Below are 26,501 nucleotides of genomic sequence, written 5' to 3' on the forward strand. Positions count from 1 at the left end.
GTCGAACGCGATGCCCTCGCGTTCGATAGTTCCAACCAGACTCTGTAAAGGATTATAAAATGAACCACTCTGTCTCCTCTATGAATACTTCCCTTAGCGGTAAAGTCGCCGCCATTACCGGCGCGGCGTCCGGTATCGGCCTCGAATGCGCCAGAACCCTGCTGGGCGCTGGCGCAAAAGTGGTGCTTATCGACCGTGAAGGCGAGAAGCTCAACAAACTTGTCGCCGAACTCGGCGAAAACGCCTTCGCCCTGCAGGTTGACCTGATGCAGGCGGATCAGGTCGATAATATTCTGCAGGGTATTTTGCAGCTTACCGGGCGTCTCGATATTTTCCACACCAACGCCGGAGCTTACATCGGCGGGCCGGTGGCCGAGGGCGATCCGGACGTGTGGGACCGCGTGCTGCACCTCAACACCAACGCCGCCTTCCGCTGCGTGCGCAGCGTGCTGCCGCATCTTATCGCGCAAAAGTCCGGGGACATTATCTTCACCAGCTCTATCGCGGGGGTGGTGCCGGTGATCTGGGAGCCTATCTATACCGCGTCGAAATTTGCCGTCCAGGCGTTTGTTCATACTACCCGCCGCCAGGTTTCGCAGTACGGCGTGCGCGTCGGCGCCGTGCTGCCGGGCCCGGTGGTCACCGCCCTGCTGGACGACTGGCCGAAAGCCAAAATGGACGAAGCGCTGGCCAACGGCAGCCTGATGCAGCCGATTGAGGTGGCCGAGTCGGTGCTGTTTATGGTGACGCGCTCGAAAAACGTCACCGTGCGCGACATTGTGATCCTGCCGAACAGCGTGGATCTCTGACCGTTCAACCAGACTCTGTGAGAGGATGTTATGCAAATCGATACGCAACATATTATTGGCGTCGATGTCGGTTCGGGCAGCGTTCGCGCCGGGGTGTTCAATCTGCGGGGCGAGCTTCTCGCCCACGCGACCCGGGAAATTACCCTGTTTCGCAGCGCCGGAAGCGTGGTCGAACAGTCGAGTCGCGAGATCTGGCAGGCGGTGTGCTACTGCATTAAAACGGCGGTGGCCAGCGCCGGGGTCGCGCCGTCATCGATTGCCGGAATCGGCTTCGATGCCACCTGCTCGCTGGTGGTGATTGGCGATAACGACGCCCCGCTGGCGGTCGGGCCTTCGGAAGATGCGGAGCGCAACATTATCGTCTGGATGGATCACCGCGCCACCGGGCAGGCGGAAAAGATCAACGCCACGGGCCACGCGGTGCTGCAGTACGTCGGCGGTAAAATCTCGCCGGAGATGGAAACGCCGAAAATTCTCTGGCTGAAGGAGAACCGCCCGCACATTTATCAGCAGGCGCGCCACTTCTTCGACCTCGCCGATTATCTCACCTGGCGCTCAACCGGCGATTTAGCCCGCTCGGTCTGTACCGTGACCTGTAAATGGACCTACCTGGCGCATGAACAACGCTGGGATGCCAGCTACTTCCGCCAGATTGGCCTCGAAGAGCTGGCGGATGAAGATTTTGTCCGCATCGGCCAGCGGATTGTCGATCCGGGAACCCCCTGCGGCGACGGCCTTTGCGCCACGGCGGCAGAGGAGATGGGCCTGCCGGTCGGTACTCCGGTGGCGGTCGGTATGATCGATGCCCACGCGGGCGGTATCGGCACCGTCGGCGTGCTTAACGGCGCGGTTAACAATATGGCCTACGTCTTCGGCACCTCCTCCTGCACCATGACCACCACTCAGGAAGCGGTGTTCGTGCCCGGCGTCTGGGGGCCATATTACTCGGCGATGGTGCCGGGGTTCTGGCTGAGCGAAGGCGGGCAGAGCGCGGCCGGAGCGGCCATCGACCAGCTGCTGAGCTTCCATCCCACCGCCGCCGAGGCTAAGGCGCTGGCCAGGGCGCGCGGCGTCCCGCTGCCGGTTTATCTTGCCGATAGCGTGCTGGCGAAAGTGGAACGTCCTTCTGCCGCGGTCAAACTCGCCGCCGGGCTGCACGTGGTGCCTGAATTTTTAGGTAATCGGGCGCCGCTGGCCGACCCGCACGCGAAAGCGATTATCGCCGGGCTGGGGATGGAGCGGGATCTGGACAACCTGATGGCGCTCTACGTCGCCGGATTGTGCGGTATCGGCTACGGCCTGCGGCAGATTATTGACGCCCAGAAGGCGTGCGGCATCCACAGCGAGCATATCGTCATCAGCGGCGGAGCCGGGCAGCATCCGCTGGTGCGCCAGCTGCTGGCGGACGCCTGCGGAGTGAGCGTGGTGAGTACCGAATCCAGCGAACCGGTGCTGTTAGGTTCGGCGATTCTCGGCGCGGTGGCCGGCCAGATCGCCCCGTCCCTGCCGGAAGCGATGAAGCAGTTTACCCGGGTGGATAAAACCTACCGCTGCGTTGCGCAGTATAGCGCCGATCATCAGCGGCGCTATGAAGCGTATAAAACGCTACAGCACACGGCGCGGCTGATTCGCGAGTAAGCAAGATCCCGGGCTGCGGCGTAAACGCCTTACCCGGGCTACCAGACCGCACGAAACCGTAGCCCGGCCAGGCGTAGCGCCGCCACGCGAATGCTTAGGCGATGGTGACTTTGCCGTCCAGATAGACATCCTGCACGGCATTGATCAGCTTCACGCCGTCGGCCATCGATTTTTTAAACGCCTTACGGCCCAGAATCAGCCCCATGCCGCCCGCGCGCTTATTGATAACCGCGGTGCGCACGGCGTCGGAGAGATCGGTTTCCCCGCCCGCGGCGCCGCCGGAGTTAATCAGCCCGGCGCGGCCCATATAGCAGTTCGCCAGCTGGTAACGCACCAGGTCGATCGGATTATCGCTGGTGAGCTTGCTGTAAACCCGGTCATCGGTATAGCCGAAGTTCACCGCTTTATAGCCGCCGTTATTTTCCGCCATTTTTTGCTTCACGATATCCGCGCCGATGGTCGCCGCCAGATGGTTAGCCTGGCCGGTTAAGTCAGCGGAAACGTGGTAGTCGACGCCATCTTTCTTAAACGCCGAATTACGCAGATAGGCCCACAGCACGGTCACCAGGCCCAGTTCGTGCGCGCGCTCAAACGCAGCGGAGATTTCTTCGATTTGACGACGAGACTGTTCGGAACCGAAATAGATCGTCGCCCCGACCGCCACGGCCCCCATATTGAACGCCTGCTCAACGCTGGCGTACAGCGTCTGATCGTATTCGGTCGGGTAGCTCAGCGTTTCGTTATGGTTCAGCTTGACCAGGAAGGGGATGCGGTGCGCATAGCGGCGCGACACCGAGGCCAGCACGCCATAGGTGGAGGCCACGCAGTTACAACCGGCCTCAATGGCCAGTTCGACGATATTTTTCGGATCAAAGTACAGCGGGTTGGCGGCAAAAGAGGCGCCAGCAGAATGCTCTACGCCCTGGTCGACCGGCAGGATCGACAGATAGCCGGTTCCCGCCAGGCGGCCAGTGTTATACAGGGTTTGCATATTACGCAGCACCGCCGGCGGACGGTTGTTATCAACCATCACCCGATCGACGTAATCCGCCCCCGGCAAATAGAGCTGGTCGGCTGGAATCGTCATACAGCGGTGCTGTAAAAGCGTGTCGGCATCTTTGCCAAGCAACTGCGTAATATCAGTCATAGCGATCTCCCGTAAGTGCCGGTCGAAACCGGCATGCGTTTTCCCAACCCAATTATTTTGGGCAGGTTAAGCCTGGTACCGACTCAGCAGATTTTCCAGCCGGGAGCCTATTTTTTCAGCATAGTCTGCTGACACGTTGTCTTGCCGTTTACCACCAGGCGTGGAAATGGTGTACCGGGCCGATCCCGTGCCCCACTTCCAGCGAATCCGCCTGCGCCAGCGCCGCCGAGAGCCAGCCCTTGGCTTCCGCCACGGTTCGCCCCCAATCCTCATAACGCGGACGCAGGGCCGCCAGCGCCGCTGACAGCGTACAGCCGGTACCGTGGGTGTTTTTGGTCTGGACTCTCGGCGCGGTAAAGCGCTGCTCCCCGTCGCGGGTAAAGAGCCAGTCCGGGCTTTCCGCATCATCGAGATGGCCGCCTTTCATTAATACCGCCCCGCAGCCCATTCCCAACAGCGCTCTGCCCTGCTCCAGCATCTCCTTTTCCGTTCTGGCATGCGGCGCAGCCAGCAGCGCCGCCGCTTCCGGCAGGTTCGGGGTGATCAGCGAGACCTGCGGCAGCAGGCGCTGGCGCAGCGTCTCTACCGCCGAGGCTGAGAGCAGCGGATCGCCGCTTTTCGCCAGCATGACGGTATCCAGCACCACATTTTTAATCTGATAACGCGCCAGCCGTTCCGCCACCGCCTCGACGATATCGGTTTCCGCCAGCATCCCGATTTTGGTGGTATCGATGCGCACATCGCTGAAAACGGAATCGAGCTGTGCGGCGACAAAATCAGGCTCTATCCGGTACGCCGACTGGACGCCGCGGGTGTTTTGCGCCACCAGCGCGGTGATGACCGAGCAGCCGTAAGCGCCCAGCGCCGAGAAGGTTTTGAGATCCGCCTGGATCCCCGCGCCGCCGCTCGGGTCGGTGCCGGCGATGGTTAGCGCATTAATTCGTTTCACAGATCGCCTCCCGCATAGAGCGCATCGAGGAAGGCGGGAGTAAAGCTGCCGGGGCCGCCCTGCAGCGCCGCTTTTCCCCCCGCAAGCTTCATCAGACCGCAGGCCGCGGCCACGTTCTCCAGCCGATCGCCGGGCATCGCCGCAGCGGCGGCAACCACCGCCGACAGCGCGCAGCCTGTGCCGACCACCCGGGTCATCAGCGGATCGCCGCCGGTGACCATGCGAATGCGCTGGCCGTCGGTGACGTAATCAACCTCCCCGGTCACCGCGACCACGGTATTCAGCTGGCGGGCTAACGCCTGGGCTGCGGGCAGCGCTGCGGCGGCGGTATCGGTCGTATCGACGCCGCGCCCGCCGCCGCTCATTCCGGCCAGGGCCATAATTTCCGACGCATTACCGCGAACGGCGGCAGGCTGCAGCGCCAGCAGCTCCCGGCAAAATTCTGTCCGTAAAGTCAGCGCGCCGACCGCCACCGGGTCCAGCGCCCACGGTTTACCCGCCTGCTGCGCGCTGTGCGCCGCCGCACGCATCGCCGCCGCGCGTTCAACCGTCAGCGTACCGACATTAATCAGCAGCGCATCGGCAATGGCGGCAAACTGGCTGGCTTCGTCCGGGTCGATAACCATCGCCGGGGATGCGCCAATCGCTAACAGGACGTTGGCGGTAAAGGTCTGCACCACGTCGTTGGTCATGCAGTGAACAAGAGGAGAATGGCGGTGAAAAAGGTGCCGCAGATGGGCAATATGCGCGGGGTTCAGCAGGTCAGACATCGTTTGCTCCCGCCAGGCGATGAAGAAGCGACGACCCTGCGGTCTCTGACTTCCCTACGCTGGCATTATCCAGATCAGGTGGTACGGGTTTTTCTCAGCCTTCACAAGGAAGGGCACCCCGAGTCATTTAGATTACATTTCTCTTACTTTTTGCCAGCTTAGGGGAAGTTGCTTGCTGGCGCAAGCCCATCCTCTCGGTTATCGCTTCTTCACCTTAAAAATACGCCAGTGTGCCACTACATCACGACCCGCAATAATCCTAAGCAGCTAAACGAAGTAGATTTTTTAACTACTCTTTTTTTGGGAAAACTTGCAGTGCATACATGACCAATTATTCTTCGGGAGAATTCCATAAGCCCGATTTCCGGCGGTAACAATGGAACGCAGATGATGTTTCTTGTTATCACCTTCGTAGCATCTCGGACAGAAAGGGATTTCATCACCTTCTTTCCAGTACAATGGCGGCTTAAATACGAACGTTGATTTATCTACCAACTGTTCTTCAAGCTGCTTGTTTTTTTGTTCAGCGTCGAAAAGCAAAGTCTGCGTAGTTATCGCTTCGATTTTGGCGTTAGCAAGTTCAACCATCAGATTAGCCAGCTCAAGTTTGAGCGTGGCCTTGTCCAGTTCATCGCTGTTATTCGCCAGTTTCTGGGTGATGCTCACCGCTTTATCAAGGATTCCAACCGCTGCCGCCGTGCTTGCCAATACCCCTGCCATAACATCTTCTGCGTGAGATTTATCTAAGCGTTATTGCGCTTACTCTACCGGATAACCTTCCGTTACGAAACGCAGTTTCGCTTAAGTCTAATACCTGTTGCGGATGTGGTGATTGTTTGTAAAATGACCACGATGATTATTTCCATAACAAGTAGAGGGACTTATGAAGCAATACACCAACGAACTTACCCCATCAGTGCTCACATCATTCAAGAACCCATTCAGCCCAGATCAATTGGCAAACGCAGACGAAGAACAACGTCAGATTTTCAAATCCCATGTTGAAGAAATGAAAGACCGATCTTTAGTGGCGATTTGGCGTTTTGCCACTGCGGGATCACTCACCCAAAACGGTGGGAAGATTGAGAAAGCCAGCGCCAACGACTCATTTACTCTTGAAGACGGGAGCGAGGTTAATCGGGCAATGGTTGGGGATTACGTTATTTATCCTGACGGAACACGCGCAAGAATCATTAACGGGTCGGGGTCAGTCAATACCAACGGCAACGGCGTTTCTTATGCACTCGTAGGGAGCCAGCTTGATAACGGTGATGTGATTGTTAGCACCCCACAAGATTATGCTCTCCTGTGCCAGTTAGACAATAGCCCAGCAATGCCAGCCGATTTCCTCACTCCAGCGGCACTCTAAAAAATAAGGAGTTCAGCAAATGGCTACAGGCTTTTGGGTAGTACAGGGCGATAAAACAACATGCGGGGGTTCTGTACTGACCGGACACCCGAAAGGGAAGAAGATTGGCCCGAATCAAAACAGACAGGCAACAGTAGGCTGCCAGGTATCCTGTGGTAAACATCCAGGTAAATACAGCGTGGCAGGTGGATACCCTGGCGAGGTCATTCACGGGCAGTTAGCCGCGAGTACTATATACAGCCGTTCAACCTGCCCATGTAAGGCTTTCTTCATCCCTACTCATACTTTTATGTCACATGGCCCTTATCAGGCACCAGTGAAAGCAGCACCTGCGCCAGTAGCGGTGAAAGCCACGTCTGAGCCAGTTCAGGAGCCAGAACAACACGCACAGGCAGCAAAAAAACCTGCGCAAGTAGAACCAAAACCGCAAGAGTCAAAACGCGAACCTGTAGACGCTGGTTTCTGTATTCTCCCTTACGGAGCCGAAACAAGAGCCTATGAACCGTGGTTGTTCGAAAGCGAACCGCCAGCAGGAACACGCGAACTTTATCGCTCACTTAATGGTGCAGGTAAGGAATATAAAGCCGGTTCTATTATGCTTCTGGTTGATCCTGAGAAGCAGGACGATGAACAGATCGCCCACATGAAAGCCGCGAAAGCGCGAGTCGATGCAGCATTGGCCCCATTGACGCATGAGGAAGCTAACTTACTGCACAAACACTACGCTACCATAGCTAATTTCACCAGCTACGCTGATACAGGAATTGGCCTTGCTGCTGATCCTGTTGGAAAATACTTTGAGAGTATCGAAAAAATACTCAAAGAGATCCAGGAAACATATAAAAACACCTACATAACACGTGGTGCATTAATTGGTGAACAATTTTATGTCCGACGTAGCCAGTTGTTTAAAGAGCTTGAATCCATACTCAAAGTCTACTTCCTGAATAAGGCTATGAAATTCGGAGAGTATACCAAAATAAAAAATGCACTCGGCCTGTCCAGTAGCTCTATTACCCACAAATGGAATGAAACGGGGATCAGTGACATTGAAGGTTATGCTACCCACATCGAACGGGCAGCTAAATACGTAAAAGCAATGCGTTACACTGGTTATTTAGGCATTGGTTTTAGCGGACTCCATTCTCTTAACGAAATCCATGAGGCATATTCTGTTGGTCGCGAAGCTGAATGTACCAAGAAAAAGTATACTGAGATAGGTAGTTTTGCTTTGGGTACAGGTGGCGGTGTTCTCGCTGGTGGCGGGGCTATACCATTATGCGTCGCAATCGGCGTTGGTACAGCTGGTGTTGGTGGGCTTGTTTGTACCGTTATTGCAGGTGTTGGTTTAGGGTATGCTGGTAGCACAGTGGGAAGTGCTGTTGGGGAATTAGGCGGAGAACAGTTGTATGACGTTTTCGGCAATTAATTTTCTGACAATACATCGAGTTGAAATTGCTGGGATCTTTTTGATTCTCGGCATAATTAATTATGTTTCTTACGTGATTTATGACAAATTAGCCAAGAGAAAATTCATGACTCTTTGCTCACTATTTGTCGATAAATTTGGAGCAAGACCAGCAGAAGTTTTAATTTATCAGGATGGGGGATTCTTTTTCTCGTTTATGCGTGATGCATTCTTTATTAAAGCATTATACTTTAAAGAGAACTCATTCCATACGCGAGGAATGGATAATGAGCAAATCCGATTCATTAAAGAACTTCCTAATCAGTACACCGATTGGTTACGTGTAAAAGTGCGGCTTTCTGTCGTCGGTATTATTTTTCTATTCATGATGTTATCAGCTTTCTATTTACCAACGTTCATTTAACGGAAGTAAAATAAATAGCCAAGCGAAAAACTTGGCTATTTTATTCACTCCCAATCAATACCATCAATTACATAAGAAACTGAGGATAAGGGAAACGTATGCAAATAGCGTTTAGTGATCCCTCCGCTTTTCTCATGACCTACGGTTTGCTGTAGGTGCAGAATGTTTTTCACCCAACCAGCCATTGCCGAAGAGCAAACACTATGACGAATGGAATGCAGTAACCGCCGTTGTCCGTAATCATCCAGATACGGGATACCAAGCTGATCTCGTAGATCAGCAAACACCTTGCCGATCTTAGTCATGTTTGTACCCGCCACTTCTGAGAAGATCCGCTCTTTCCACTGGCGATCAACGTATTCCATGAATCCCCATTCGATCAACTTGGGATGAATAACTACCTGTCTTGTAGCATTCTCCGTCTTCCCTTGCCCTCCTTCGGCAATCAGGAAATAGTAGCGCTGGCTATCTTCATCGAATTTAATTTGTGACTTCTCCAGTTTACCTATCTCGCCTCTTCTCGACCCCGTGTATGCCAATAATAACGTGATCCATTTTTGCCAGTTATCAGGCTGCTTAAGCGCCCATCCGACAAACTTTTTCATCTCCGCCGTGCTGTATTGCGCCAAATCTTGCTTTTGATAGCGCAGCCACTACGCCATCAAAAGCAAGATTTGGGCAGAATGTCTTTGCCCTCGGTAAGAAAAGAGTAGGAACAATTATCTGCTGTTGTTGGGCTAAAAGTGGATTTCTTGCAGCCTTGCGTTCTGACGTAATCAGATTTGACAAAAACACTTCGAACACAGGGAGCGGGGTTGCTAAAGATTTAACAAATGGCAGGTGCGGAATGATGCAAACCATCAAAGCAGATGCTTCGCGGTAGCTGTCAGTAGATAGTGATTTTTTGTATGACCGCCCATCAGATAAGCGGATCTGAATGTAATAGTTACCGTATCTCTTGAAGGTGTACGGAAGTGATTTTAACCTCATGAACAAGCCCTTTTTGTACCTCAAGTGCATTACGCACCGACAAAAAGAGAGTCAATTTCATGATAAGTAGGCCGAATTTCGGCCCCCTACGCTGGCATTATCCAGATCAGGTGGTACGGGTTTTTCTCAGCCTTCACAAGGAAGGGCACCCCGAGTCATTGAGAGATAAAAACGTTCTCAGCGGGCAGGTTACGGTAAGTCGCGGGACAACGCAAGCCGGCCCGGCGTAGGTATACAAGCGCAAGGCAATTCAAAATTAACAATAAGCAATCAAATAATTAACAAAACAAACACTTTTGCAGATACGTGTTTATAGTTTAGGAGGCGTTACAGGATGTAACCCGACGTCATATCGAAATTAACGAGTGAATCAGCGTAAAACCATGAGGATTCCGATGAAATTAACACCGATTATGAAAAGTCTGGCTCTGGCAGGAATTATCTCGACTCTCCCTGTGACCAGCTGGGCCGAAACGTCGCCGAAAGAAGCCGCTGCAGCGACCAAACAGGCAAACGATGCGCTGTATAAACAGCTCCCCTTCTCCGACAACACCGACTTTACCAACGCGCATAAAGGTTTTATTGCCGCGCTTCCTACGGAAGTGATTAAAGGTGAACAGGGCAACGTTATCTGGAACCCGCAGCAGTACGCCTTTATCAAAGAGGGGGAAAAGGCGCCGGATACGGTCAACCCCAGCCTCTGGCGTCAATCCCAGCTCATCAATATCAGCGGCCTGTTTGAAGTGACCGAAGGCGTGTACCAGATCCGCAACCTCGATCTCTCCAATATGACCATCATTGAAGGTAAAGAGGGCATCACGGTTGTAGATCCGCTGGTATCAGCGGAGACCGCAAAGGTCGGAATGGATCTGTATTACAAAAATCGCGGCAATAAGCCGGTCGTTGCGGTGATCTACACCCACAGCCACGTTGACCATTACGGCGGCGTGCGCGGCGTGGTCGATGAAGCCGATGTCAAATCCGGCAAAGTCAAAATCTACGCGCCTTCCGGTTTTATGGAAGCTGCCGTTGCTGAAAATATTATGGCCGGTAACGTGATGAGCCGTCGCGCCAGCTATATGTACGGCAACCTGCTCAAACCGGATGCCACCGGCCAGGTTGGCGCAGGTCTCGGCACCACGACCTCTGCCGGCACCGTCACGCTGATTGCTCCCACCAATATCATCGAGAAAGATGGCCAGAAAGAGATCATCGACGGCCTGACCTACGATTTTATGCTGGCGCCGGGCTCGGAAGCACCGTCGGAAATGCTGTGGTATATCGAAGAGAAGAAGCTCATTGAATCCGCCGAAGATGTCACCCATACCCTGCATAACACCTACTCGCTGCGCGGGGCGAAAATTCGTGAACCGCTACCGTGGTCGAAATATATCAACGCCGCCATTGTGCGCTGGGGCGACAAGGCTGAAATCATTATGGCCCAGCACCACTGGCCGACCTGGGGTAATGAGAACGTGGTTAACCTGCTGAAGAGCCAGCGCGACCTGTATCGGTACATTAATGACCAGACTCTGCGCATGGCCAACGAGGGCCTGACCCGCGATGAGATCGCCGCCAAATTCAAGCTGCCGGACAGCCTGGCCAATACCTGGGCCAACCGCGGCTACTACGGCTCCGTCAGCCATGACGTGAAGGCTACCTACGTCCTCTATCTCGGCTGGTTCGACGGCAACCCGGCTACGCTGGACGAGCTGCCGCCGGAAGAAGCGGCGAAGAAGTTCGTTGATTATATGGGCGGCGCCGATGCTATCCTCAAGAAAGCCAAAGAAGATTACAACCAGGGCAACTATCGCTGGGTAGCTCAGGTAGTCAGCAAAATTGTCTTCGCCGATCCCGGTAATCTGGAGGCGCGCAATCTGGAAGCCGATGCCCTGGAGCAGCTGGGCTATCAGGCGGAATCAGGACCGTGGCGTAATTTCTACCTGACCGGCGCGCAGGAGCTACGCAACGGCGTCGTGAAAGGCCCGACGCCGAATACCGCCAGCCCGGATACCGTGCGGGCCATGACCCCGGAAATGTTTTTCGACTATCTTGCGGTCCATATCAACGGCGAAAAAGCCGGAACCGCCAAAGCGGTGTTCAATATCGACTTTGGTAACGATGGCGGTAAATATAAGCTAGAGCTGGAAAACGGCGTGCTCAACCACACCGCCGATGCCGAAGCCAAAGACGCCGACGCTACCATCGCGCTGGATCGCGCCACGCTGAACAAAATCATCCTGAAAGAGGAAACGCTAAAACAGGCGGAGGATAAGGGTGAAGTCAAAGTGACCGGCGACGGCGCGAAGCTGGACGAGATGCTGGGCTATATGGATAAATTTGAGTTCTGGTTCAATATCGTGACGCCGTAAATAAGCTCCCGCGGCGGCCAGCTGCGGGGTTCCCCTCCCGGAGTCGACGCGCGCCGGTCAGCGCAGCGAACTTAGTAATAATGCGAAACATTCCTCAATCAGCGGCGGCAAAGGCTGCGGCCCGCGCATCAGCGCCACGGTTCGCGTCAGCGCGGGCTGCTGAAGCTGCGCCACCTTTAACGCCGGATCCTGAAGGTGGATAGTATAAAGCTCAGGCAGAATCGCCACCGCCAGCCGGGAACGCACCAGGCCGTAAAGCGTTTCAATATAGTCAACCTGATAACGCGTATTCAGCGTGAGGCGATGGCTCTCCGCCAGCGCGCCGACCAGACGCTGAATATTGCCCTTTGAGAACACCGCGATATCGCGCCCCGCGAGCAGCTTCCACGGCAGATGCGGCTGCCCGGCCAGCGGATCGTCGCAGTGCAGCACCGCCACAAACGGATCGTCGCGCAGAGGATAAACCTGCAGCTCAGGCGGTAACGAACTGTCTATTGCGCCAACGGCAAAATCTATCTTTCCCGACTGCAGCTCGCAAAACAGGGCGTCGTTGGTCTGATCGTGAAACTCCACCCTCAGGCGCGGAAACGCCTGGGCCAGCGTTTGCGGCAGCAGCGGAAACAGCAGCGAGCTCACCGAGGGCACCAGCCCGATACGCACTGTACCGTCGCCGCCGGCCTCGACTATCTGCTGCATATCCTGAAACGCCAGCTGCGCCACGCTCAGCACCCGCCGGGCGTGGGGCAAAATCGCCGCCCCCAGCTCGGTTAAGGTCACCGCCGAGGCGGTACGGTTGACCAGCTTGCCGCCGAGCACCGTCTCGATTTGCCGCAGCGCGCTGCTTAGCGCCGGCTGGCTGATAGCCAGCCGGTTAGCGGTGTCGGTGAAGTGGCGTAGCTGGGCCAGGGTCACAAAGTACTGGATCTGCTTAAGGGAGAGCGCGGGCAGACGCTGCCAGGGTTCAGTCATCATGTTTTCATCAATGGTGAGCATGCAGAATAACCCGAGGTTATCGGGCGATAAATTTATTCATCTGGGCAAACGTTTGCTCTGCCCCTAGAGTATCCCCATTATCCTTGTGCCGGAGTTGTTATGTCCAGCAGTGCTGAAACCCGCCGCCGCGCCGTGCAGGCCGCACGCGGCGAATCCCCGTTCGATCTCTTATTAACCGACGCGCAGATTGTCGATATGGCCACCGGAGAGATCCGCGAGGCCGACGTCGGGATCGTCGGCGAAACCATCGCCAGCGTGCACCCGCGCGGCAGCCGCTCCGATGCCCACGAACGCCGCTCGCTGGCGGGATATTTCCTGTCGCCGGGGCTGATGGACACGCACGTCCACCTTGAAAGCTCCCACCTGCCGCCTGAACGCTATGCCGAAATCGTCCTGGCTCAGGGTACCACGGCGGTATTCTGGGACCCGCACGAGCTGGCCAACGTGCTGGGCGTCGAAGGCGTGCGCTACGCCGTCGCCGCCAGCCGCCATCTGCCGCTGCAGGTGATGGTCGCGGCGCCGTCCAGCGTGCCGTCGACGCCGGGACTGGAGATGTCCGGCGCCGATTTTGCCGGTGCGGAGATGGAAACCATGCTGGCCTGGCCGGAAGTTTGCGGCGTCGCCGAAGTGATGGATATGCACGGCGTGCTGCACGGCAGCGAGCGGATGCAGGAGATTATCCAGGCCGGTCTCAACAGCGGCAAGCTGATCGAAGGCCACGCCCGCGGTTTGCGCGGCGCGGATCTGCAGGCCTACCTTGCAGCTGGGGTCACCTCCGATCACGAGCTCACCTCGGCGGACGATGCGCTGGAAAAACTGCGCGCCGGGCTGACTATCGAAATTCGCGGCTCGCACCCTTACCTGCTGCCGGATATCGTTACCGCGCTGAAAACGCTGCCGCATCTCTCCTCGCAAATCACCGTCTGCACCGACGATGTGCCACCGGATATGCTGCTGGAAAAAGGCGGCATTATCGCCCTGCTCAACCTGCTGATTGAGCACGGACTGCCGGCCACCGACGTCCTGCGCTTCGCCACCTTAAACGCGGCGATCCGTCTGCAACGTAACGATCTGGGGCTGATTGCCGCCGGACGCCGCGCCGATCTGGTGGTTTTTGATTCATTAGAAAAGCTCGACGCGCGGGAGGTGTACGTCGCCGGGAAGCTGATTGCCCGCGAGGGCGCACTGCTTGAGTCGATTCCGCCGGCGGCGGGTATTACCCCGCCGCGCGATACCCTGCAGATGCCGCCGCTCAGCCCTGACGATTTTATCCTCCGCGTCGGCGCGATTCGCCACGGCGTCGCCCGCCTGCGGCATATTCGCGGCGCGCGCTTTACCCAGTGGGGAGAGGTTGAGGTGCAGGTCCGCGATGGCCGGGTGCAAATCCCGGACGGGTTTAGCCTGATTTGGGTTAAGCACCGCCACGGTCGTCACCAGGCGACGCCGCAAATTGCGCTGCTGGAAGGCTGGGGCGAGCTGCGCGGCGCCATCGCCACCAGCTACTCCCACGATTCCCACAACCTGGTGGTGCTCGGCCGCGATGCCGACGAGATGGCGCTGGCGGCAAACCGCCTGATCGCCTCCGGCGGCGGTATGGCGCTGTCTCAGCAGGGAAAAATCCTTGCCCACGTGGCGATGCCGATTGCCGGAATGCTTTCCGACTTGCCCGCTCCGGAGCTGGCCAGACAGTTCCGCCAGCTTCGCGACCTGAGCGCGGAGGTCGCCGACTGGGAGCCGCCCTATCGCGTATTTAAGGCTATCGAAGGCACCTGCCTTGCCTGTAACGCCGGACCGCATTTGACCGATTTAGGTTTGACCGACGGCTGCACCCGCCAGATCGTCGAGCCGCTGATAGACTGCCGGGAAATCCCGGAACACACAGAACACAACAATAATCATCAGGGAGCCTGAGCATGGCCGACAATACCCTTCATTCATCCACGCAAGGAAGCTGGCTGGAGCGCCGTTTTGCCTTGTATTCCCGCGGCAGCACGCTGCGCACCGAATGCCTCGCGGGCATCACCGGCTTTCTCGCCGCCGCCTACCTGCTGGTGGTTATCCCCGGCCTGCTGGCGGTTGGCGGGATGGATAAAGGCGCGGCAACCACCGGCACGATTCTGGTGTTCGTCGGCGGCACGCTGCTGATGGCGTTTTATGCCAACCTGCCGTTTATCGTCGGGCCGGGCATCGGCGGCTCGGTGCTGGTCGGCGTCACGCTGGCAGGCAGCGAAGGCATTGGCTGGCAGATTGGTCTTGGGATCGCCTGCTGGTCGGGGATTCTGTTTTTCCTGCTAACCAGGTTCGGCCTGCGTGAAGTGGTGACCCGTTCGGTGCCGCAATCGATCAAGCTCGGCCTGACGGCCTCCATTGGGCTGTTTGTCGCGGTGCTGGGTTTCCGTAACGCCGGGCTGGTGCTGGCTAACGCCAAAACCAACGCCCTGATGCTCGGCGATTTTCTCTCACCGGGGGCGCTGGTGGCGCTCTGCGGGCTGTTTCTGGCCATTGCCCTTCAGGCGAGAAAAATCCCCGGCTCAATTCTGTGGGCGATTCTCTTTGCCACCCTGGTCGGCATTCCGATGGGCGTCACCAGACTCCCGGGCAGCTTTATCGATATGCCGCATTCGCTGACGCCGGTGCTGGGGCAAATCGATATGCTGGGCGCGCTGAATATCGCCTTCCTGCCGTTCCTGTTCGTCTTTTTCGCCTCAGAGTTCTTTTCCACGATGGGCACCACGCTGGCGGTAGGCGGCGAAGCGGGCCTGCTGGATGAAGAAGGCAATATGCCGCATATCAATCGCCCGTTTATGGTTGACTCGATCGCCGCGGCCGTTGGCCCCTGGCTGGGCATTCCGGCGGCGACCGCGCTGATTGAATCCTCAGCGGCAGCGGAAGCCGGCGGTAAAACCGGGTTAACCGCGCTGTCGGCGGCGGTGATGTTCCTCCTGATGCTGCTGTTTACCCCGGTGGCGCTGATGATTCCGAAAGAGGCGACCGCGCCTGCGCTGATCCTCATTGGCCTGAATATGTTCAGCGGCCTGCGCAAAGTGGACCTGGCAAACTTCACCGACGGCCTGCCGGTGCTGATGATGGTGATGATTACGCTGATTGCCAATAGCTTCGGGACCGGGATTGCCGGCGGGCTGCTGTTTTATGTGGTGATTAAAACGATTGCCGGCAAATGGCGGGAAATCCCCATCGGGCTGTGGATCCTTGCGATTCCGCTGGTCTACTACTTTGCCACGCTGGTGAAGCATTAAGCTTCGCACCGATCGTTCTCCCGGAGGCGGCGCTGGCGCACCTGTCCGGGCTACCAATCCGTAGCCCGGCTAAGCGCAGCGCGAGCCGGGAACAAGCCACGCCGATGCATAACCCGGCACCATTCCCGAGTCGGCGCTAGCGGCCCGCAGAGGGCGCGCGGGAATGAACCGCTTCGCACGCCTCTTTCACCGCCTCATACAGCAACCGTACCGCAGGCGAAAGCTGCTTGCGGTGCGGGCAAATCATATTCAGCGGCACCACGTCGCCCTGATACTCCGGCAACAGCACCTGGAGCCGCCCTTCACGGATATCATCCCCGACGTCGAGTTCAGATTTGAACGCGATCCCCTCCCCGGCAACCGCCAGGCGGCGAATCACCTCCGCATCATCGCTCACGATAGTGCCGGCAACCTGCACGTAATGGACCTTCCCGTCCAGGCTCAGCGGCCAGCGATCGAACGCCCTGCCGCGCAGCACGTAGGTCAGCGCATTGTGCCGGGCCAAATCTTCCAGCGTCTTCGGTTCGCCGTGTTCGGCTATCCAGCCGGGCGAGGCCACCAGCATCCGGCGGTTCTCCGGCGCGACGGGTAGGGAAATAAACGAGGCATCGTCGTTATCGCCGTAGCGAAACGCCACGTCTACCGGATCTTTAAATACGTCGGTCCGATGATCGGAAAACAGTATCCGCAGGCGCAGCGCGGGATGGCGCTGGCGAAAAGCGCGAAACACGCGCAGAAGCAAGTTGCGCCCCAGGTCGGACGGCACGGCAATTTGTAACGTACCGCGTACTTCGTCATCCGGCGTGCTGATTTTTTGCAGCCCCGCGTGCAGCGTATCAAGCATCTGCGTGGCATAGGGCAGCCAGGTTTCGCCTTCCGGCGTCAGGCGTAAACTCCGCGTAGAACGGGCAAAAAGACGAATATTCAGCGTCGTTTCCAGACGCTTGATCGCCGCGCTCACCTGCGCGGGCTGCAGCCCGGCCTCTCGCGCCGCATCGCTGAAGCTGCTTAACGCCGCAGCGCGGACAAACAATGCCAGATCTTCCAGCCGGAACATACACACTCCTCACCCCGGATTATTCTCAAAACAGGCGCGCGCCGATGAAAAACGGCGCTGCATCACCGTTTGCTTACACTTTTACCCAAACCAACGCTTGCCAATCCCTTGACCTATCAGGAATCATACGAGGCTGCGATTTTGTGTCCAGGATAATAATGGGGAAATTATGCGTAAAACAAAAATGATGCTTCTGGGCGTACTGTTGGCCTGCGCCAGCGGCGCGTGGGCGGCGACCGGCGAAGGTATACAGAAATATGAGCTGGATGGGGTCACCGCGGACTTCAAACAATTTCACATCGGCGATACCGTCCCGCCGCTGTACCTGACGCCAGAATACAACATCAAGCAGTGGCAGCAGCGCAATTTGCCTGCGCCGGATGCCGGGACCCGCTGGACCTACATGGGCGGAAGCTACGTGCTGATTACCGAAACCGAGGGGAAAATCCTCAAAATTTATGATGGCGAGATTTTCTACCATCGCTAAAAGCTGAACGCCAGCGCGCTCTCCCTGCCGCTGGCGTTTTTTGTGGCAAAATGCTATTCGTTAAAGCGGTTCTGTTTGTGCATAAATTCCTCGACGGCAATATATGAAGCAACCTGCTCATAGAGCATTAAAATACTTAATATCAGATCGCCGCCGCTACGCAGTAAATCATCCGGGGCCGTACGACTCTTGTCATCCGATAAAAAAACAATCTGTTCAAAAATATCACTGTACTCACCATAAGCGCCAATCGGAATCTCAGCTATCGGGAGATGCTCCTGGCAATAACGCAACGCGTCTGCTGCTTTCTCCGGCAGCGAGCGCGTATGCATAAAAATAACCAGTAGTTCTCGTAACTTAACGATTAGAGCAATATTATTCATCATGCACTCCGGAAATGTGTACGGCTATACTTTCCTTCCATCGTTTTTATATACGTATTACTGATAACATCCACGTTTCGCCAAATAAAAAGCCAAAATTAAATCTCATCACGGCGAATTAAAATCGTTACTTCTTTGCTATTAAAGCTCGCACAACCGCCAGAGGAAAACAATGTTAGCAATATGTTTTATTGATTAATCTCAATATCGCTAAATGTGAATAAAAATAAATAATATTTAACAGCGATATTATTCGCGCGGTGATTATCTCCTCGGTAGAAAACCGGGACGAAAAAACTAAAAAACCGCACGGCGAAAAGCGCCGGGCGGCTCAGGATAGTGAGGAGATTAGACCGCGCGGAAGGCTATCTCTCCGGGGATGACTTCCCCCTGCCAGTACAGCTGCGCCGCGACGCGGTCGGCCAGCTGGCGGTAGGTCTCGGTAAACTCGCTTTCCGGACGCGCAACCACCGTCGGCGTCCCTTTGTCGAGGTCTTCGCGCAGGGTAATATGCAGCGGCAGCTGGCCCAGCAGCTGGGTATGATATTTCTCCGCCAGCTTCTGCGCGCCGCCGGTACCGAAAATCGGCTCGTGGTGTCCGCAGTTGCTGCAGATATGCATGCTCATGTTTTCCACGATACCCAGCACCGGTACCTCGACTTTTTCAAACATCACGATGCCTTTTTTGGCGTCGATCAGGGCAATATCCTGCGGCGTGGTGACGACGACCGCGCCGGTGACCGGAATGTTTTGCGCCAGCGTCAGCTGAATATCACCGGTGCCCGGCGGCATATCCAGTACCAGATAATCGAGATCCGGCCACAGCGTTTCCTGCAGCATCTGCATCAGCGCCTTGCTGGCCATCGGGCCACGCCACACCATGGCGTTGTCGTCGGTCACCAGATAACCGATGGAGTTGGTAGCGAGACCGAATTTCATAATCGGCGCCATATGGGTGCCGTCCGGCGAAGTCGGACGCTGATCTTCCGCGCCGAGCATGGTCGGAATCGACGGCCCGTAAATATCGGCATCCAGAATGCCGACTTTCGCCCCTTCCGCCGCCAGCGCCAGCGCGAGGTTGACCGCCGTCGACGATTTACCCACCCCGCCCTTGCCGGAGCTGATGGCGATAATGTTTTTCACGCCGTTGATGCCCGGCTGATTTTTTACCCGCTGAAGCGTGGCGATGCTGTGCGTCAGCTTCCAGTCAATGGCTTTGGCGCCGGTAATGCGCAGCAGCTCGGCGCTGCACTGCTCCTTCAGCGCTTCAAACGCGCTGTTCCAGACGAACGGCATCTGAATTTCAATGTGCACGGTCTCGTCCAGCCAGGCGACGTGATGCAGCGCCTTCAGCGTAGTGAGGTTATGTTTCAGGGTTGGGTGCTGGAAATTAGCCAGGGTCCCGGCGACCATCGCGCGCAGACGCTCGGGGGATTTGGCCTGGGATTGCGAACTCATCCCGACTCCTTTGTTATTGTGAGTTGAATCTTGTGCGTTAAGTTTACCTTAAAGGGAATAATTCCCCCACCATAAGCTTTGGGCTTACCAAATTATTGCCTTTGCGGTAACATCAAAACCCCTTTTTACAATAGAAGATGTAATGCCCACTATGACTCAAGTCGCGAAGAAAATTCTGGTAACGTGCGCGCTGCCGTACGCAAACGGCTCAATCCACCTCGGCCACATGCTGGAGCACATCCAGGCTGATGTCTGGGTCCGTTACCAGCGAATGCGCGGCCACGAAGTCAACTTCATCTGCGCCGACGACGCCCACGGCACCCCGATCATGCTGAAAGCGCAGCAGCTCGGAATTACTCCGGAGCAGATGATTGGCGAAATGAGTCAGGAGCATCAGACCGATTTTGCTGGCTTCGACATCAGCTACGACAACTACCACTCCACGCACAGCGATGAAAACCGCGAGCTGTCGGAGCTCATCTACACGCGCCTGAAAGAGAACGGTTTTATCAAAAACCGTACCATCTCTCAGCTTTACGATCCGGAAAAAGGCATGTTCCTGCCGGACCGCTTTGTGAAAGGCACCTGTCCGAAGTGTAAATCACCGGATCAGTACGGCGATAACTGCGAAGTGTGCGGCGCGACCTACAGCCCGACCGAGCTTATCGAGCCGAAATCGGTGGTATCCGGCGCGACGCCGGTGATGCGCGAGTCCGAGCACTTCTTCTTCGACCTGCCGTCGTTCAGCGAAATGCTTCAGGCGTGGACCCGCAGCGGCGCGCTGCAGGAGCAGGTGGCGAATAAAATGCAGGAGTGGTTCGAGTCCGGCCTGCAGCAGTGGGATATCTCCCGCGATGCCCCGTACTTCGGCTTCGAAATCCCGAACGCGCCGGGTAAATACTTCTACGTCTGGCTGGATGCGCCGATCGGTTACATGGGCTCCTTTAAGAACCTGTGCGACAAGCGCGGCGACGCCACCAGCTTCGACGAGTACTGGAAGAAAGACTCTACCGCCGAGCTGTACCACTTTATCGGCAAAGACATCGTTTACTTCCACAGCCTGTTCTGGCCGGCGATGCTGGAAGGCAGCGGCTTCCGCAAACCGACCAACCTGTTCGTTCACGGCTACGTGACGGTCAACGGCGCCAAGATGTCCAAGTCGCGCGGTACCTTTATTAAGGCCAGTACCTGGCTGAATCATTTTGACGCCGACAGCCTGCGCTACTACTACACCGCCAAGCTCTCGTCACGTATCGATGATATCGACCTGAACCTGGAAGACTTCGTGCAGCGCGTCAACGCCGATATCGTCAACAAGGTGGTTAACCTTGCCTCGCGTAACGCCGGTTTCATCAACAAGCGTTTCGACGGCATGCTGTCCGCCGAGCTGGCCGATCCTCAGCTGTATAAAACCTTCACCGATGCGGCAGCAAGCATTGGCGATGCGTGGGACAGCCGCGAGTTCGGGAAAGCCATCCGCGAAATCATGGCGCTGGCCGACGTGGCAAACCGCTACGTTGACGAGCAGGCGCCGTGGGTGGTCGCCAAACAGGAAGGCCGCGACGCCGATCTGCAGGCCATCTGCACCATGGGCCTGAATATGTTCCGCGTGCTGATGACCTGGCTGAAGCCGGTTCTGCCGCAGTTGGCCGCCCGCGCCGAAGCGTTCCTCAACGGCGAACTGAGCTGGGATGCTATCCAGCAGCCGCTGCTCGGTCACAAGGTTAACGCCTTTAAAGCGCTGTATAACCGCATCGAAATGAAGCAGGTTGAGGCGCTGGTCGAAGCGTCGAAAGAAGAAGTGAAGGCGCTGTCAGCGCCGGTCACCGGTCCGCTGGCGGACGATCCGATTCAGGAAACTATCACCTTTGACGATTTCGCCAAAGTGGATATGCGCATCGCGCTGATTGAAAACGCCGAGTTCGTCGACGGTTCCGATAAGCTGCTGCGCCTGACGCTGGATCTCGGCGGCGAGAAGCGTAACGTCTTCTCCGGCATCCGCTCCGCCTACCCTGATCCGCAGGCGCTGATTGGCCGCCTGACGGTGATGGTCGCTAACCTGGCGCCGCGCAAAATGCGCTTCGGCATCTCTGAAGGCATGGTGATGGCCGCAGGTCCTGGCGGGAAAGATATCTTCCTGCTCAGCCCGGACAGCGGGGCTCAGCCGGGCCAGCAGGTCAAGTAAGGCTGTATAAAGCGCTGCTCCGGCAGCGCTTTTTTTTGAGCGCCACGATATTGTCGACGACATCGCCCGCCGGGTGCTGGCGCAGAAAGAAGAAAACGCTGGCATAAGCGCGAAACGGCGACTTCCGAGGATACGCCCGGCACCATCGCCCAATGCTGTATACAATTAGAGATGATGATTGATTAACAAGGAATGATAATGAAATTTAACCGCAGGATGACCGCCGCTCTGGGCGCCACGCTATTGATGGCCGCGCTTGTCGGCTGCGATAACAACAAAGATGAGGTCAAAACGTTTAACAACACGATCAACGGCGTTGATCTGACCTACATCTATCACTACAAAGGCGATGTCGTCACCCGCCAGGACGCTGAGAATACTATCCCCTATCAATCACTCGGGGTAAGTAACGAAGAGCAGGCGCGCAAGGTCATCGACCCTATCGGCGCGGCCTACAGCAAAATCAAAGGCGTTACCCACAGCGTCGACTATAAAGAGAACGTCGCGCAGGAACACCTCTCCATCGACTTTAATCAGGCTAAAATCAGCGAGCTGTGTCACTTGCCGGGGGCCAGTTTTTCCGACTGTTCACAAAAGTTCATTTCGCTGAGCGAGTCGGAGAAATTGCTGAAATCGCAGGGTTTTAAAGAAGTGAAACAGCCCTGACTGGTGCGGACTACTCCCGGCTTGCGCTGCGCTGAGCCGGGCTACGGAGCCGTGCATTTAATAGCCCGGCTCAGGCGTTTACGCCGCAAGCCGGGGAGGCATATCAGGATTTCGCGTGTTCGCGCTCGGTCAGTCCGCGCAAAAAGTAGCGCAGGAACTGGTCGCCGCATTCGCGGAAGTTTTTATGATCCGGGGCGCGCATCATGGCGGTGATTTCCGGCATGGAGACGCGGAATTTCTGCTGGGTGAGGATAGCGAGAATATCATCTGTCTTCAGGGAGAAGGCAATACGCAGCTTTTTCAGCACGATGTTATTATTCACCCGGCGTTCGACCGCCAGCGGCGGCGCGGACGCATCTTTACCGCGTTTGTCGTAAATCAGGCCGTTGAGGAAATTCGACAGCACGATATCCGGGCAGCGCGCAAACCCCTCTTCGTCTTCTTTTTTCAGCCAGGGAACCAACTGTTCCGCGCTGACCGGCGCATCCGCCAGGGCAAAAATACGAACCAGGCCGCTGTTATTGGTTTTCAGGGTGTAGCGCAGGCTACGGAGAATATCGTTACTGATCATATTGCCTTCATGATGAAAAAATCTGCCGCTAAGTCTATCACGATTCCGCCGTTTTACAGCCCAATCGCCTCTTTCAGGCTCTTCAGGTAGCGGCGGCTGACCGGCACCGTTTGGCCAGCGCGCATCAGCAGCTCCGCCTGGCCGTTCTCCTCAAAGCGGATCTCCTTGAGATGGGACATGTTAACCAGATACTGCCGATGGCAGCGCAGCAGCGGCGTTCGGCTCTCGAGCGTGCGCAGGGTGAGCTCGGTAAAGCCCTCTTTCCCTTCGCGGTCGGTCACATAAATCCCGCTCATCCGGCTGCTGACGAAGGCCACATCCTCCATCTGCAGCAGCCAGATCCGGCTGTGTCCGGTGCAGGGAATATACTTCAGCGCCTGCTGGGTATCGTCGAGTACGGTCATATCCTGCAGGCTGCGCTCCTGGCGCAGGCGAAACAGCGTTTTTTCCAGCCGGGCGGACTCAATCGGCTTCAGTAAATAATCAAACGCGTGCTCTTCAAAGGCCTTCACCGCGTACTCGTCAAACGCGGTAAGGAAGACGATATAGGGCCGATGCTGCGGATCGAGCATGCCGACCATCTCCAGACCGCTGATGCGCGGCATCTGGATATCCAGAAACAGCACGTCCGGGCGCAGCTTATGTACCGCGCCAATCGCCTCGACGGCATTCCCGCATTCGCCAACGATCTCAATATCAGGCTGGGTCTCCAGCAAAATACGCAGGTTTTCACGCGCCAGCGGCTCGTCGTCGACAATTAATACTTTTAACATGCGCTTTCCTCCAGAGGCAGTCTCAGCGTGACGCGGGTAAAACATTCCGGCTCGCAGGTTACGGTGATCCCGCAGTCGGTGCCAAAGCGCGCCCGCAGTCTGCGGTCGACCAGGTTCATGCCCAGCCCGCTGGCGCTGGGTTTGTCCTGATACAGCCCGGCATTATCTTCAATATCCAGCTGCAGCCAGCGCTCTTGCTGACTGGCGCGGATGGTGATTTCGCCCACCCCAAGGTGCTGCGAAGTCCCGTGTTTAATCGCGTTTTCGACGATTGGCTGCAGGGTAAACGCCGGTAGCTGATGCTGCCCCAGCGCCTCGGGCACCAGCATATGAATCTGCAAATTGGTCTGAAAACGCGCTTTCTCAATCTGCAAATAGGCGTTCACATGTTCAATCTCATCGGCCAGGGTCACGATTTCCGCTGGCCGCTTCAGGTTTTTGCGGAAAAAGGTCGACAGATACTGCACCAGCTGCCCGGCCTGGTCGCTATCGCGGCGAATCACCGCTTTTAGCGTATTCAGCGCGTTGAACAGGAAGTGCGGGTTCACCTGGGCGTGCAGCAGCTTGATTTCCGACTGCGTCAGCAGCGCCTTTTGCCGCTCATACTGTCCGGCCAGGATCTGCGCCGACAGCAGCTGCGCAATTCCCTCCCCCAGCGTGCGGTTGATGGAGCTAAACAGGCGGTTTTTCGCTTCATAGAGTTTAATGGTACCGATGACCCGCTGATTTTCGCCGCGCAGCGGGATAACCAGCGTCGAGCCCAGCTTGCAGTTCGGATGAATCGAGCAGCGGTAAGGCACCTCGTTGCCGTCGGCGTAAACGACTTCGCCGGTATCGATCGCCTTTTGGGTATAGAGCGAAGAGATGGGTTTTCCCGGGAGGTGGTGATCGTCGCCGATCCCGGTAAACGCCAGCAGCTTGTCGCGATCGGTTATCGCCACCGCGCCGATATCCAGCTCCTGGATCAGCACCTGCGCGACCTTCATGCTGTTCTCTTCGTTGAACCCCTGGCGCAGGATCCCCTCCGTCGAAGCGGCGACCTTCAGCGCCGTAGCCGAGAAGGCCGAGGTATATTTTTCAAACATCGCTCGCTTATCCAGCAGGATGCGCATAAATAGCGCCGCCCCGACGGTGTTGGTGACCATCATGGGCGCGGCGATGCTTTGTACCAGATGCAGGGCATCTTCGAACGGGCGAGCGATAAGCAGAATAATCAGCATCTGCACCATCTCGGCGAAAAAGGTGATCGCGCCGGCGGTGAGCGGGCTGAAGACTTTGTCCGGCCGCCCGCGTTTGACCAGAATACTGTGTACCAGCCCGCCGAGTAGCCCTTCTACGATGGTGGATACCATACAGCTCAGCGCGGTCATGCCGCCCAGCGAGTAGCGGTGAAGCCCGCCGGTCAGCCCCACCAGGCCGCCAACCACCGGCCCGCCCAGCAGGCCCCCCATCACCGCGCCGATGGCGCGCGTATTGGCGATCGAGTCTTCGATATGCAGCCCGAAGTAGGTACCGAGGATGCAGAAAATGGAGAAGGTTACGTAGCACAGGAGCTTATGCGGCAGCCGGACGGTGACCTGCATTAACGGGATGAACAGCCGCGTTTTGCTCATCAGCCACGCAATGACCAAAAACACGCACATCTGCTGAAGCAGCAGCAACACCAGATCAAACTCGTACATACCCGCAGACCACACTTCATTTGAAAGCGCGTAACATACACTGCTTGCTTATAACTTTCTTTGAAGCAATACATGAAAATGATAATTCATGTTCAGGATCACATTTCTTCGCGTCTCGCCGGCTCAAATCTGTACAAAAAACAGACAAAAATTCCCGCTTCGGCAAACAGCTTCTACAGTTAATGGAGGAGAACACAGCGGGAGGAGAAAATGGCGCTTTATACAATCGGCGAAGTGGCCCAGCTTTGCGATATCAATCCCGTGACGTTACGCGCCTGGCAGCGGCGCTACGGATTACTGAAACCCCAGCGTACCGACGGCGGCCACCGCCTGTTCAACGAATATGAGATAGACCGGATTCGCGAAATTAAACGCTGGATTGACTCCGGCGTGCAGGTGGGGAAAGTGAAAACGCTGCTGATGGATAATGAGCAGGAGGTGGCCGACGGCTGGCGCAAGCAGCAGGAAATTTTGCTCGGTTATCTGCAAAACGGTAGCTATCATCGCCTGCGTATGTGGCTTAAGGAGCGCAACCACAGCGAGTCAGCGCAAATTCTGGTGAAGAATCTGATTAATCCATTACGCCAGCGCCTGCTTAGCCCGCAGCCCACGCTGCTGGCGCTGCGGGGCATCCTTGATGGTATTCTGATTAATCATATCGCCCGCACTCTTTCATCCACGGCAAAATATCCCGGCAGCCATGCGCTGATTATCGGCTGGAATGTGAATGATATCACCCGGCTATGGCTGGAGGGCTGGATAGCCAGCGAACAGGGCTGGCGGGTGGACATTCTCGCCCATTCGCTGAACCAGCTCCGACCGGAGCTTTTCCCGGAGAGTACGCTGATGGTCTGGTGTGGAGAAGCGCCCTGTAGCGCCCAGGTCAATCAAATGCGCCTCTGGGAGCAGCAGGGCCAGATTATCTGGCTGAATCACGCCACCGCCACGTCTCCCGGAGGCGGCGCCTGACGCGCCTGTCCGGGCTACCGGCCCGCAGACGGTGATGAACCGTAGCCCGGCTAAGCGCAGCGCAAGCCGGGTAGAAACCGCAGCAATGCCACATCGCGGCACATTCCCCGGGTTGCGGCGTAAACGCCTTACCCGGGCTACCGG

The 26,501-nt window shown here is 56.6% G+C and carries 23 protein-coding genes, 1 pseudogene and 2 riboswitches; of the genes and pseudogenes, 12 read left to right on the forward strand and 12 right to left on the reverse strand.

Annotated features, from left to right (window positions below; genetic code table 11):
* The first annotated feature begins 59 nt into the window (after positions 1-59).
* Positions 60-809: an SDR family oxidoreductase gene (locus ABLU67_RS19235; protein ID WP_348852459.1), complete on the forward strand. Its 750-nt coding sequence runs from the start codon at positions 60-62 to the stop codon at positions 807-809.
* A gap of 30 nt (positions 810-839) precedes the next feature.
* Positions 840-2,447, forward strand: a complete 1,608-nt coding sequence (locus ABLU67_RS19240) for an FGGY-family carbohydrate kinase (RefSeq protein ID WP_102803387.1) — start codon at positions 840-842, stop codon at positions 2,445-2,447.
* A 94-nt stretch (positions 2,448-2,541) separates the two neighbouring features.
* Here ABLU67_RS19240 and fbaB read toward each other — a convergent pair whose 3' ends face one another.
* The 4 genes from fbaB to ABLU67_RS19260 form a co-directional block, all read right to left on the reverse strand.
* Positions 2,542-3,594, reverse strand: a complete 1,053-nt coding sequence (fbaB, locus tag ABLU67_RS19245) for a class I fructose-bisphosphate aldolase (protein WP_004103793.1) — start codon at positions 3,592-3,594, stop codon at positions 2,542-2,544.
* Between the two features lie 148 nt (positions 3,595-3,742).
* Positions 3,743-4,543: a bifunctional hydroxymethylpyrimidine kinase/phosphomethylpyrimidine kinase gene (gene thiD / locus ABLU67_RS19250; protein WP_224292825.1), complete on the reverse strand. Its 801-nt coding sequence runs from the start codon at positions 4,541-4,543 to the stop codon at positions 3,743-3,745.
* Positions 4,540-5,313, reverse strand: a complete 774-nt coding sequence (thiM, locus tag ABLU67_RS19255; protein WP_224292823.1) for a hydroxyethylthiazole kinase — start codon at positions 5,311-5,313, stop codon at positions 4,540-4,542. The genes thiD and thiM overlap by 4 nt, the downstream gene beginning before the upstream one ends.
* Before the next feature lie 34 nt (positions 5,314-5,347).
* A riboswitch (TPP riboswitch) is annotated at positions 5,348-5,444 on the reverse strand.
* A gap of 154 nt (positions 5,445-5,598) precedes the next feature.
* The gene (locus tag ABLU67_RS19260; RefSeq protein ID WP_128334771.1) at positions 5,599-6,033 is read right to left on the reverse strand and encodes a hypothetical protein; all 435 of its coding nucleotides are present in this window, start codon (positions 6,031-6,033) and stop codon (positions 5,599-5,601) included.
* A 163-nt stretch (positions 6,034-6,196) separates the two neighbouring features.
* Here ABLU67_RS19260 and ABLU67_RS19265 point away from each other — a divergent pair, with 163 nt between their 5' ends.
* From ABLU67_RS19265 to ABLU67_RS19275, 3 genes are read left to right on the forward strand one after another with little or no spacing between them, the layout of a single operon-like run.
* Positions 6,197-6,682 carry a PAAR domain-containing protein gene (locus tag ABLU67_RS19265; RefSeq protein WP_128334772.1) on the forward strand — a complete coding sequence of 162 codons (486 nt, stop codon included), beginning with the start codon at positions 6,197-6,199 and terminating at the stop codon, positions 6,680-6,682.
* A gap of 19 nt (positions 6,683-6,701) precedes the next feature.
* Positions 6,702-8,111 (forward strand): PAAR domain-containing protein, encoded by a 1,410-nt coding sequence (locus ABLU67_RS19270; protein WP_348852460.1) that lies wholly within the window; start codon positions 6,702-6,704, stop codon positions 8,109-8,111.
* The gene (locus ABLU67_RS19275; RefSeq protein ID WP_348852461.1) at positions 8,092-8,514 is read left to right on the forward strand and encodes a hypothetical protein; all 423 of its coding nucleotides are present in this window, start codon (positions 8,092-8,094) and stop codon (positions 8,512-8,514) included. The genes ABLU67_RS19270 and ABLU67_RS19275 overlap by 20 nt, the downstream gene beginning before the upstream one ends.
* Before the next feature lie 44 nt (positions 8,515-8,558).
* On the opposite strand, the pseudogene ABLU67_RS19280 reads toward ABLU67_RS19275, so the two are convergent.
* Positions 8,559-9,504 (reverse strand): annotated as a pseudogene (locus ABLU67_RS19280) (tyrosine-type recombinase/integrase).
* A 67-nt stretch (positions 9,505-9,571) separates the two neighbouring features.
* Positions 9,572-9,667: riboswitch (TPP riboswitch) on the reverse strand.
* A gap of 232 nt (positions 9,668-9,899) precedes the next feature.
* Here ABLU67_RS19280 and ABLU67_RS19285 point away from each other — a divergent pair.
* Positions 9,900-11,876 (forward strand): alkyl sulfatase dimerization domain-containing protein, encoded by a 1,977-nt coding sequence (locus ABLU67_RS19285; protein ID WP_348852462.1) that lies wholly within the window; start codon positions 9,900-9,902, stop codon positions 11,874-11,876.
* 57 nt (positions 11,877-11,933) lie between these two features.
* Here ABLU67_RS19285 and ABLU67_RS19290 read toward each other — a convergent pair whose 3' ends face one another.
* Entirely contained in the window at positions 11,934-12,848 is a 915-nt protein-coding gene (locus ABLU67_RS19290) for a LysR family transcriptional regulator (protein WP_162557348.1), read from the reverse strand.
* A gap of 120 nt (positions 12,849-12,968) precedes the next feature.
* Between ABLU67_RS19290 and ABLU67_RS19295 the strand changes: the two genes are divergently transcribed.
* The gene (locus ABLU67_RS19295) at positions 12,969-14,780 is read left to right on the forward strand and encodes an adenine deaminase C-terminal domain-containing protein (protein ID WP_348852463.1); all 1,812 of its coding nucleotides are present in this window, start codon (positions 12,969-12,971) and stop codon (positions 14,778-14,780) included.
* Positions 14,781-14,782: 2 nt separating this feature from the next.
* Entirely contained in the window at positions 14,783-16,126 is a 1,344-nt protein-coding gene (locus tag ABLU67_RS19300) for an NCS2 family permease (RefSeq protein ID WP_047723259.1), read from the forward strand.
* Between the two features lie 136 nt (positions 16,127-16,262).
* On the opposite strand, the gene ABLU67_RS19305 is transcribed toward ABLU67_RS19300, so the two are convergent.
* On the reverse strand, positions 16,263-17,183 hold the full coding sequence (locus ABLU67_RS19305) for a LysR family transcriptional regulator (protein ID WP_014230127.1): 921 nt from the start codon (positions 17,181-17,183) through the stop codon (positions 16,263-16,265).
* A gap of 169 nt (positions 17,184-17,352) precedes the next feature.
* Here ABLU67_RS19305 and ABLU67_RS19310 point away from each other — a divergent pair, with 169 nt between their 5' ends.
* On the forward strand, positions 17,353-17,670 hold the full coding sequence (locus ABLU67_RS19310) for an RcnB family protein (protein ID WP_004852605.1): 318 nt from the start codon (positions 17,353-17,355) through the stop codon (positions 17,668-17,670).
* A gap of 53 nt (positions 17,671-17,723) precedes the next feature.
* Here ABLU67_RS19310 and ABLU67_RS19315 read toward each other — a convergent pair whose 3' ends face one another.
* The gene (locus tag ABLU67_RS19315; RefSeq protein ID WP_025107803.1) at positions 17,724-18,053 is read right to left on the reverse strand and encodes a hypothetical protein; all 330 of its coding nucleotides are present in this window, start codon (positions 18,051-18,053) and stop codon (positions 17,724-17,726) included.
* 348 nt (positions 18,054-18,401) lie between these two features.
* Complete coding sequence (gene apbC, locus ABLU67_RS19320) at positions 18,402-19,511, reverse strand: iron-sulfur cluster carrier protein ApbC (RefSeq protein WP_004103811.1); 1,110 nt, start codon at positions 19,509-19,511, stop codon at positions 18,402-18,404.
* A 151-nt stretch (positions 19,512-19,662) separates the two neighbouring features.
* Between apbC and metG the strand changes: the two genes are divergently transcribed.
* Positions 19,663-21,696, forward strand: a complete 2,034-nt coding sequence (gene metG / locus ABLU67_RS19325; protein ID WP_025107804.1) for a methionine--tRNA ligase — start codon at positions 19,663-19,665, stop codon at positions 21,694-21,696.
* Positions 21,697-21,894: 198 nt separating this feature from the next.
* Positions 21,895-22,362 carry a YehR family lipoprotein gene (locus tag ABLU67_RS19330; protein WP_014230129.1) on the forward strand — a complete coding sequence of 156 codons (468 nt, stop codon included), beginning with the start codon at positions 21,895-21,897 and terminating at the stop codon, positions 22,360-22,362.
* A gap of 103 nt (positions 22,363-22,465) precedes the next feature.
* Here the strand turns inward: ABLU67_RS19330 and ABLU67_RS19335 are convergent, their stop codons facing one another.
* From ABLU67_RS19335 to ABLU67_RS19345, 3 genes are read right to left on the reverse strand one after another with little or no spacing between them, the layout of a single operon-like run.
* The gene (locus tag ABLU67_RS19335; protein ID WP_049082656.1) at positions 22,466-22,933 is read right to left on the reverse strand and encodes a DUF1456 family protein; all 468 of its coding nucleotides are present in this window, start codon (positions 22,931-22,933) and stop codon (positions 22,466-22,468) included.
* Positions 22,934-22,986: 53 nt separating this feature from the next.
* Complete coding sequence (gene btsR, locus ABLU67_RS19340; protein WP_004852613.1) at positions 22,987-23,706, reverse strand: two-component system response regulator BtsR; 720 nt, start codon at positions 23,704-23,706, stop codon at positions 22,987-22,989.
* The gene (locus tag ABLU67_RS19345; RefSeq protein WP_004852614.1) at positions 23,700-25,388 is read right to left on the reverse strand and encodes a sensor histidine kinase; all 1,689 of its coding nucleotides are present in this window, start codon (positions 25,386-25,388) and stop codon (positions 23,700-23,702) included. The genes btsR and ABLU67_RS19345 overlap by 7 nt, the downstream gene beginning before the upstream one ends.
* A gap of 210 nt (positions 25,389-25,598) precedes the next feature.
* Between ABLU67_RS19345 and ABLU67_RS19350 the strand changes: the two genes are divergently transcribed.
* Positions 25,599-26,357, forward strand: coding sequence for a MerR family transcriptional regulator (locus ABLU67_RS19350; protein ID WP_047723253.1), 759 nt, complete (start codon positions 25,599-25,601; stop codon positions 26,355-26,357).
* Positions 26,358-26,501: the final 144 nt, after the last annotated feature.

Origin of the sequence: Klebsiella sp. GN_Kp190 (genome assembly GCF_040061795.1) — a bacterium.
GTDB lineage: Bacteria > Pseudomonadota > Gammaproteobacteria > Enterobacterales > Enterobacteriaceae > Klebsiella > Klebsiella michiganensis.

What these genes read in the sequence shown, in the direction of transcription:
- ABLU67_RS19235 (WP_348852459.1), top strand. Translation starts at nt 60, where the DNA reads ATGAACCACTCTGTCTCCTCTATGAATACTTCCCTTAGCGGTAAAGTC.
- ABLU67_RS19240 (WP_102803387.1), top strand. Translation starts at nt 840, where the DNA reads ATGCAAATCGATACGCAACATATTATTGGCGTCGATGTCGGTTCGGGC.
- fbaB (WP_004103793.1), bottom strand. Translation starts at nt 3,594, where the DNA reads ATGACTGATATTACGCAGTTGCTTGGCAAAGATGCCGACACGCTTTTA.
- thiM (WP_224292823.1), bottom strand. Translation starts at nt 5,313, where the DNA reads ATGTCTGACCTGCTGAACCCCGCGCATATTGCCCATCTGCGGCACCTT.
- ABLU67_RS19260 (WP_128334771.1), bottom strand. Translation starts at nt 6,033, where the DNA reads ATGGCAGGGGTATTGGCAAGCACGGCGGCAGCGGTTGGAATCCTTGAT.
- ABLU67_RS19265 (WP_128334772.1), top strand. Translation starts at nt 6,197, where the DNA reads ATGAAGCAATACACCAACGAACTTACCCCATCAGTGCTCACATCATTC.
- ABLU67_RS19270 (WP_348852460.1), top strand. Translation starts at nt 6,702, where the DNA reads ATGGCTACAGGCTTTTGGGTAGTACAGGGCGATAAAACAACATGCGGG.
- ABLU67_RS19275 (WP_348852461.1), top strand. Translation starts at nt 8,092, where the DNA reads ATGACGTTTTCGGCAATTAATTTTCTGACAATACATCGAGTTGAAATT.
- ABLU67_RS19285 (WP_348852462.1), top strand. Translation starts at nt 9,900, where the DNA reads ATGAAATTAACACCGATTATGAAAAGTCTGGCTCTGGCAGGAATTATC.
- ABLU67_RS19290 (WP_162557348.1), bottom strand. Translation starts at nt 12,848, where the DNA reads ATGATGACTGAACCCTGGCAGCGTCTGCCCGCGCTCTCCCTTAAGCAG.
- ABLU67_RS19295 (WP_348852463.1), top strand. Translation starts at nt 12,969, where the DNA reads ATGTCCAGCAGTGCTGAAACCCGCCGCCGCGCCGTGCAGGCCGCACGC.
- ABLU67_RS19300 (WP_047723259.1), top strand. Translation starts at nt 14,783, where the DNA reads ATGGCCGACAATACCCTTCATTCATCCACGCAAGGAAGCTGGCTGGAG.
- ABLU67_RS19305 (WP_014230127.1), bottom strand. Translation starts at nt 17,183, where the DNA reads ATGTTCCGGCTGGAAGATCTGGCATTGTTTGTCCGCGCTGCGGCGTTA.
- ABLU67_RS19310 (WP_004852605.1), top strand. Translation starts at nt 17,353, where the DNA reads ATGCGTAAAACAAAAATGATGCTTCTGGGCGTACTGTTGGCCTGCGCC.
- ABLU67_RS19315 (WP_025107803.1), bottom strand. Translation starts at nt 18,053, where the DNA reads ATGAATAATATTGCTCTAATCGTTAAGTTACGAGAACTACTGGTTATT.
- apbC (WP_004103811.1), bottom strand. Translation starts at nt 19,511, where the DNA reads ATGAGTTCGCAATCCCAGGCCAAATCCCCCGAGCGTCTGCGCGCGATG.
- metG (WP_025107804.1), top strand. Translation starts at nt 19,663, where the DNA reads ATGACTCAAGTCGCGAAGAAAATTCTGGTAACGTGCGCGCTGCCGTAC.
- ABLU67_RS19330 (WP_014230129.1), top strand. Translation starts at nt 21,895, where the DNA reads ATGAAATTTAACCGCAGGATGACCGCCGCTCTGGGCGCCACGCTATTG.
- ABLU67_RS19335 (WP_049082656.1), bottom strand. Translation starts at nt 22,933, where the DNA reads ATGATCAGTAACGATATTCTCCGTAGCCTGCGCTACACCCTGAAAACC.
- btsR (WP_004852613.1), bottom strand. Translation starts at nt 23,706, where the DNA reads ATGTTAAAAGTATTAATTGTCGACGACGAGCCGCTGGCGCGTGAAAAC.
- ABLU67_RS19345 (WP_004852614.1), bottom strand. Translation starts at nt 25,388, where the DNA reads ATGTACGAGTTTGATCTGGTGTTGCTGCTGCTTCAGCAGATGTGCGTG.
- ABLU67_RS19350 (WP_047723253.1), top strand. Translation starts at nt 25,599, where the DNA reads ATGGCGCTTTATACAATCGGCGAAGTGGCCCAGCTTTGCGATATCAAT.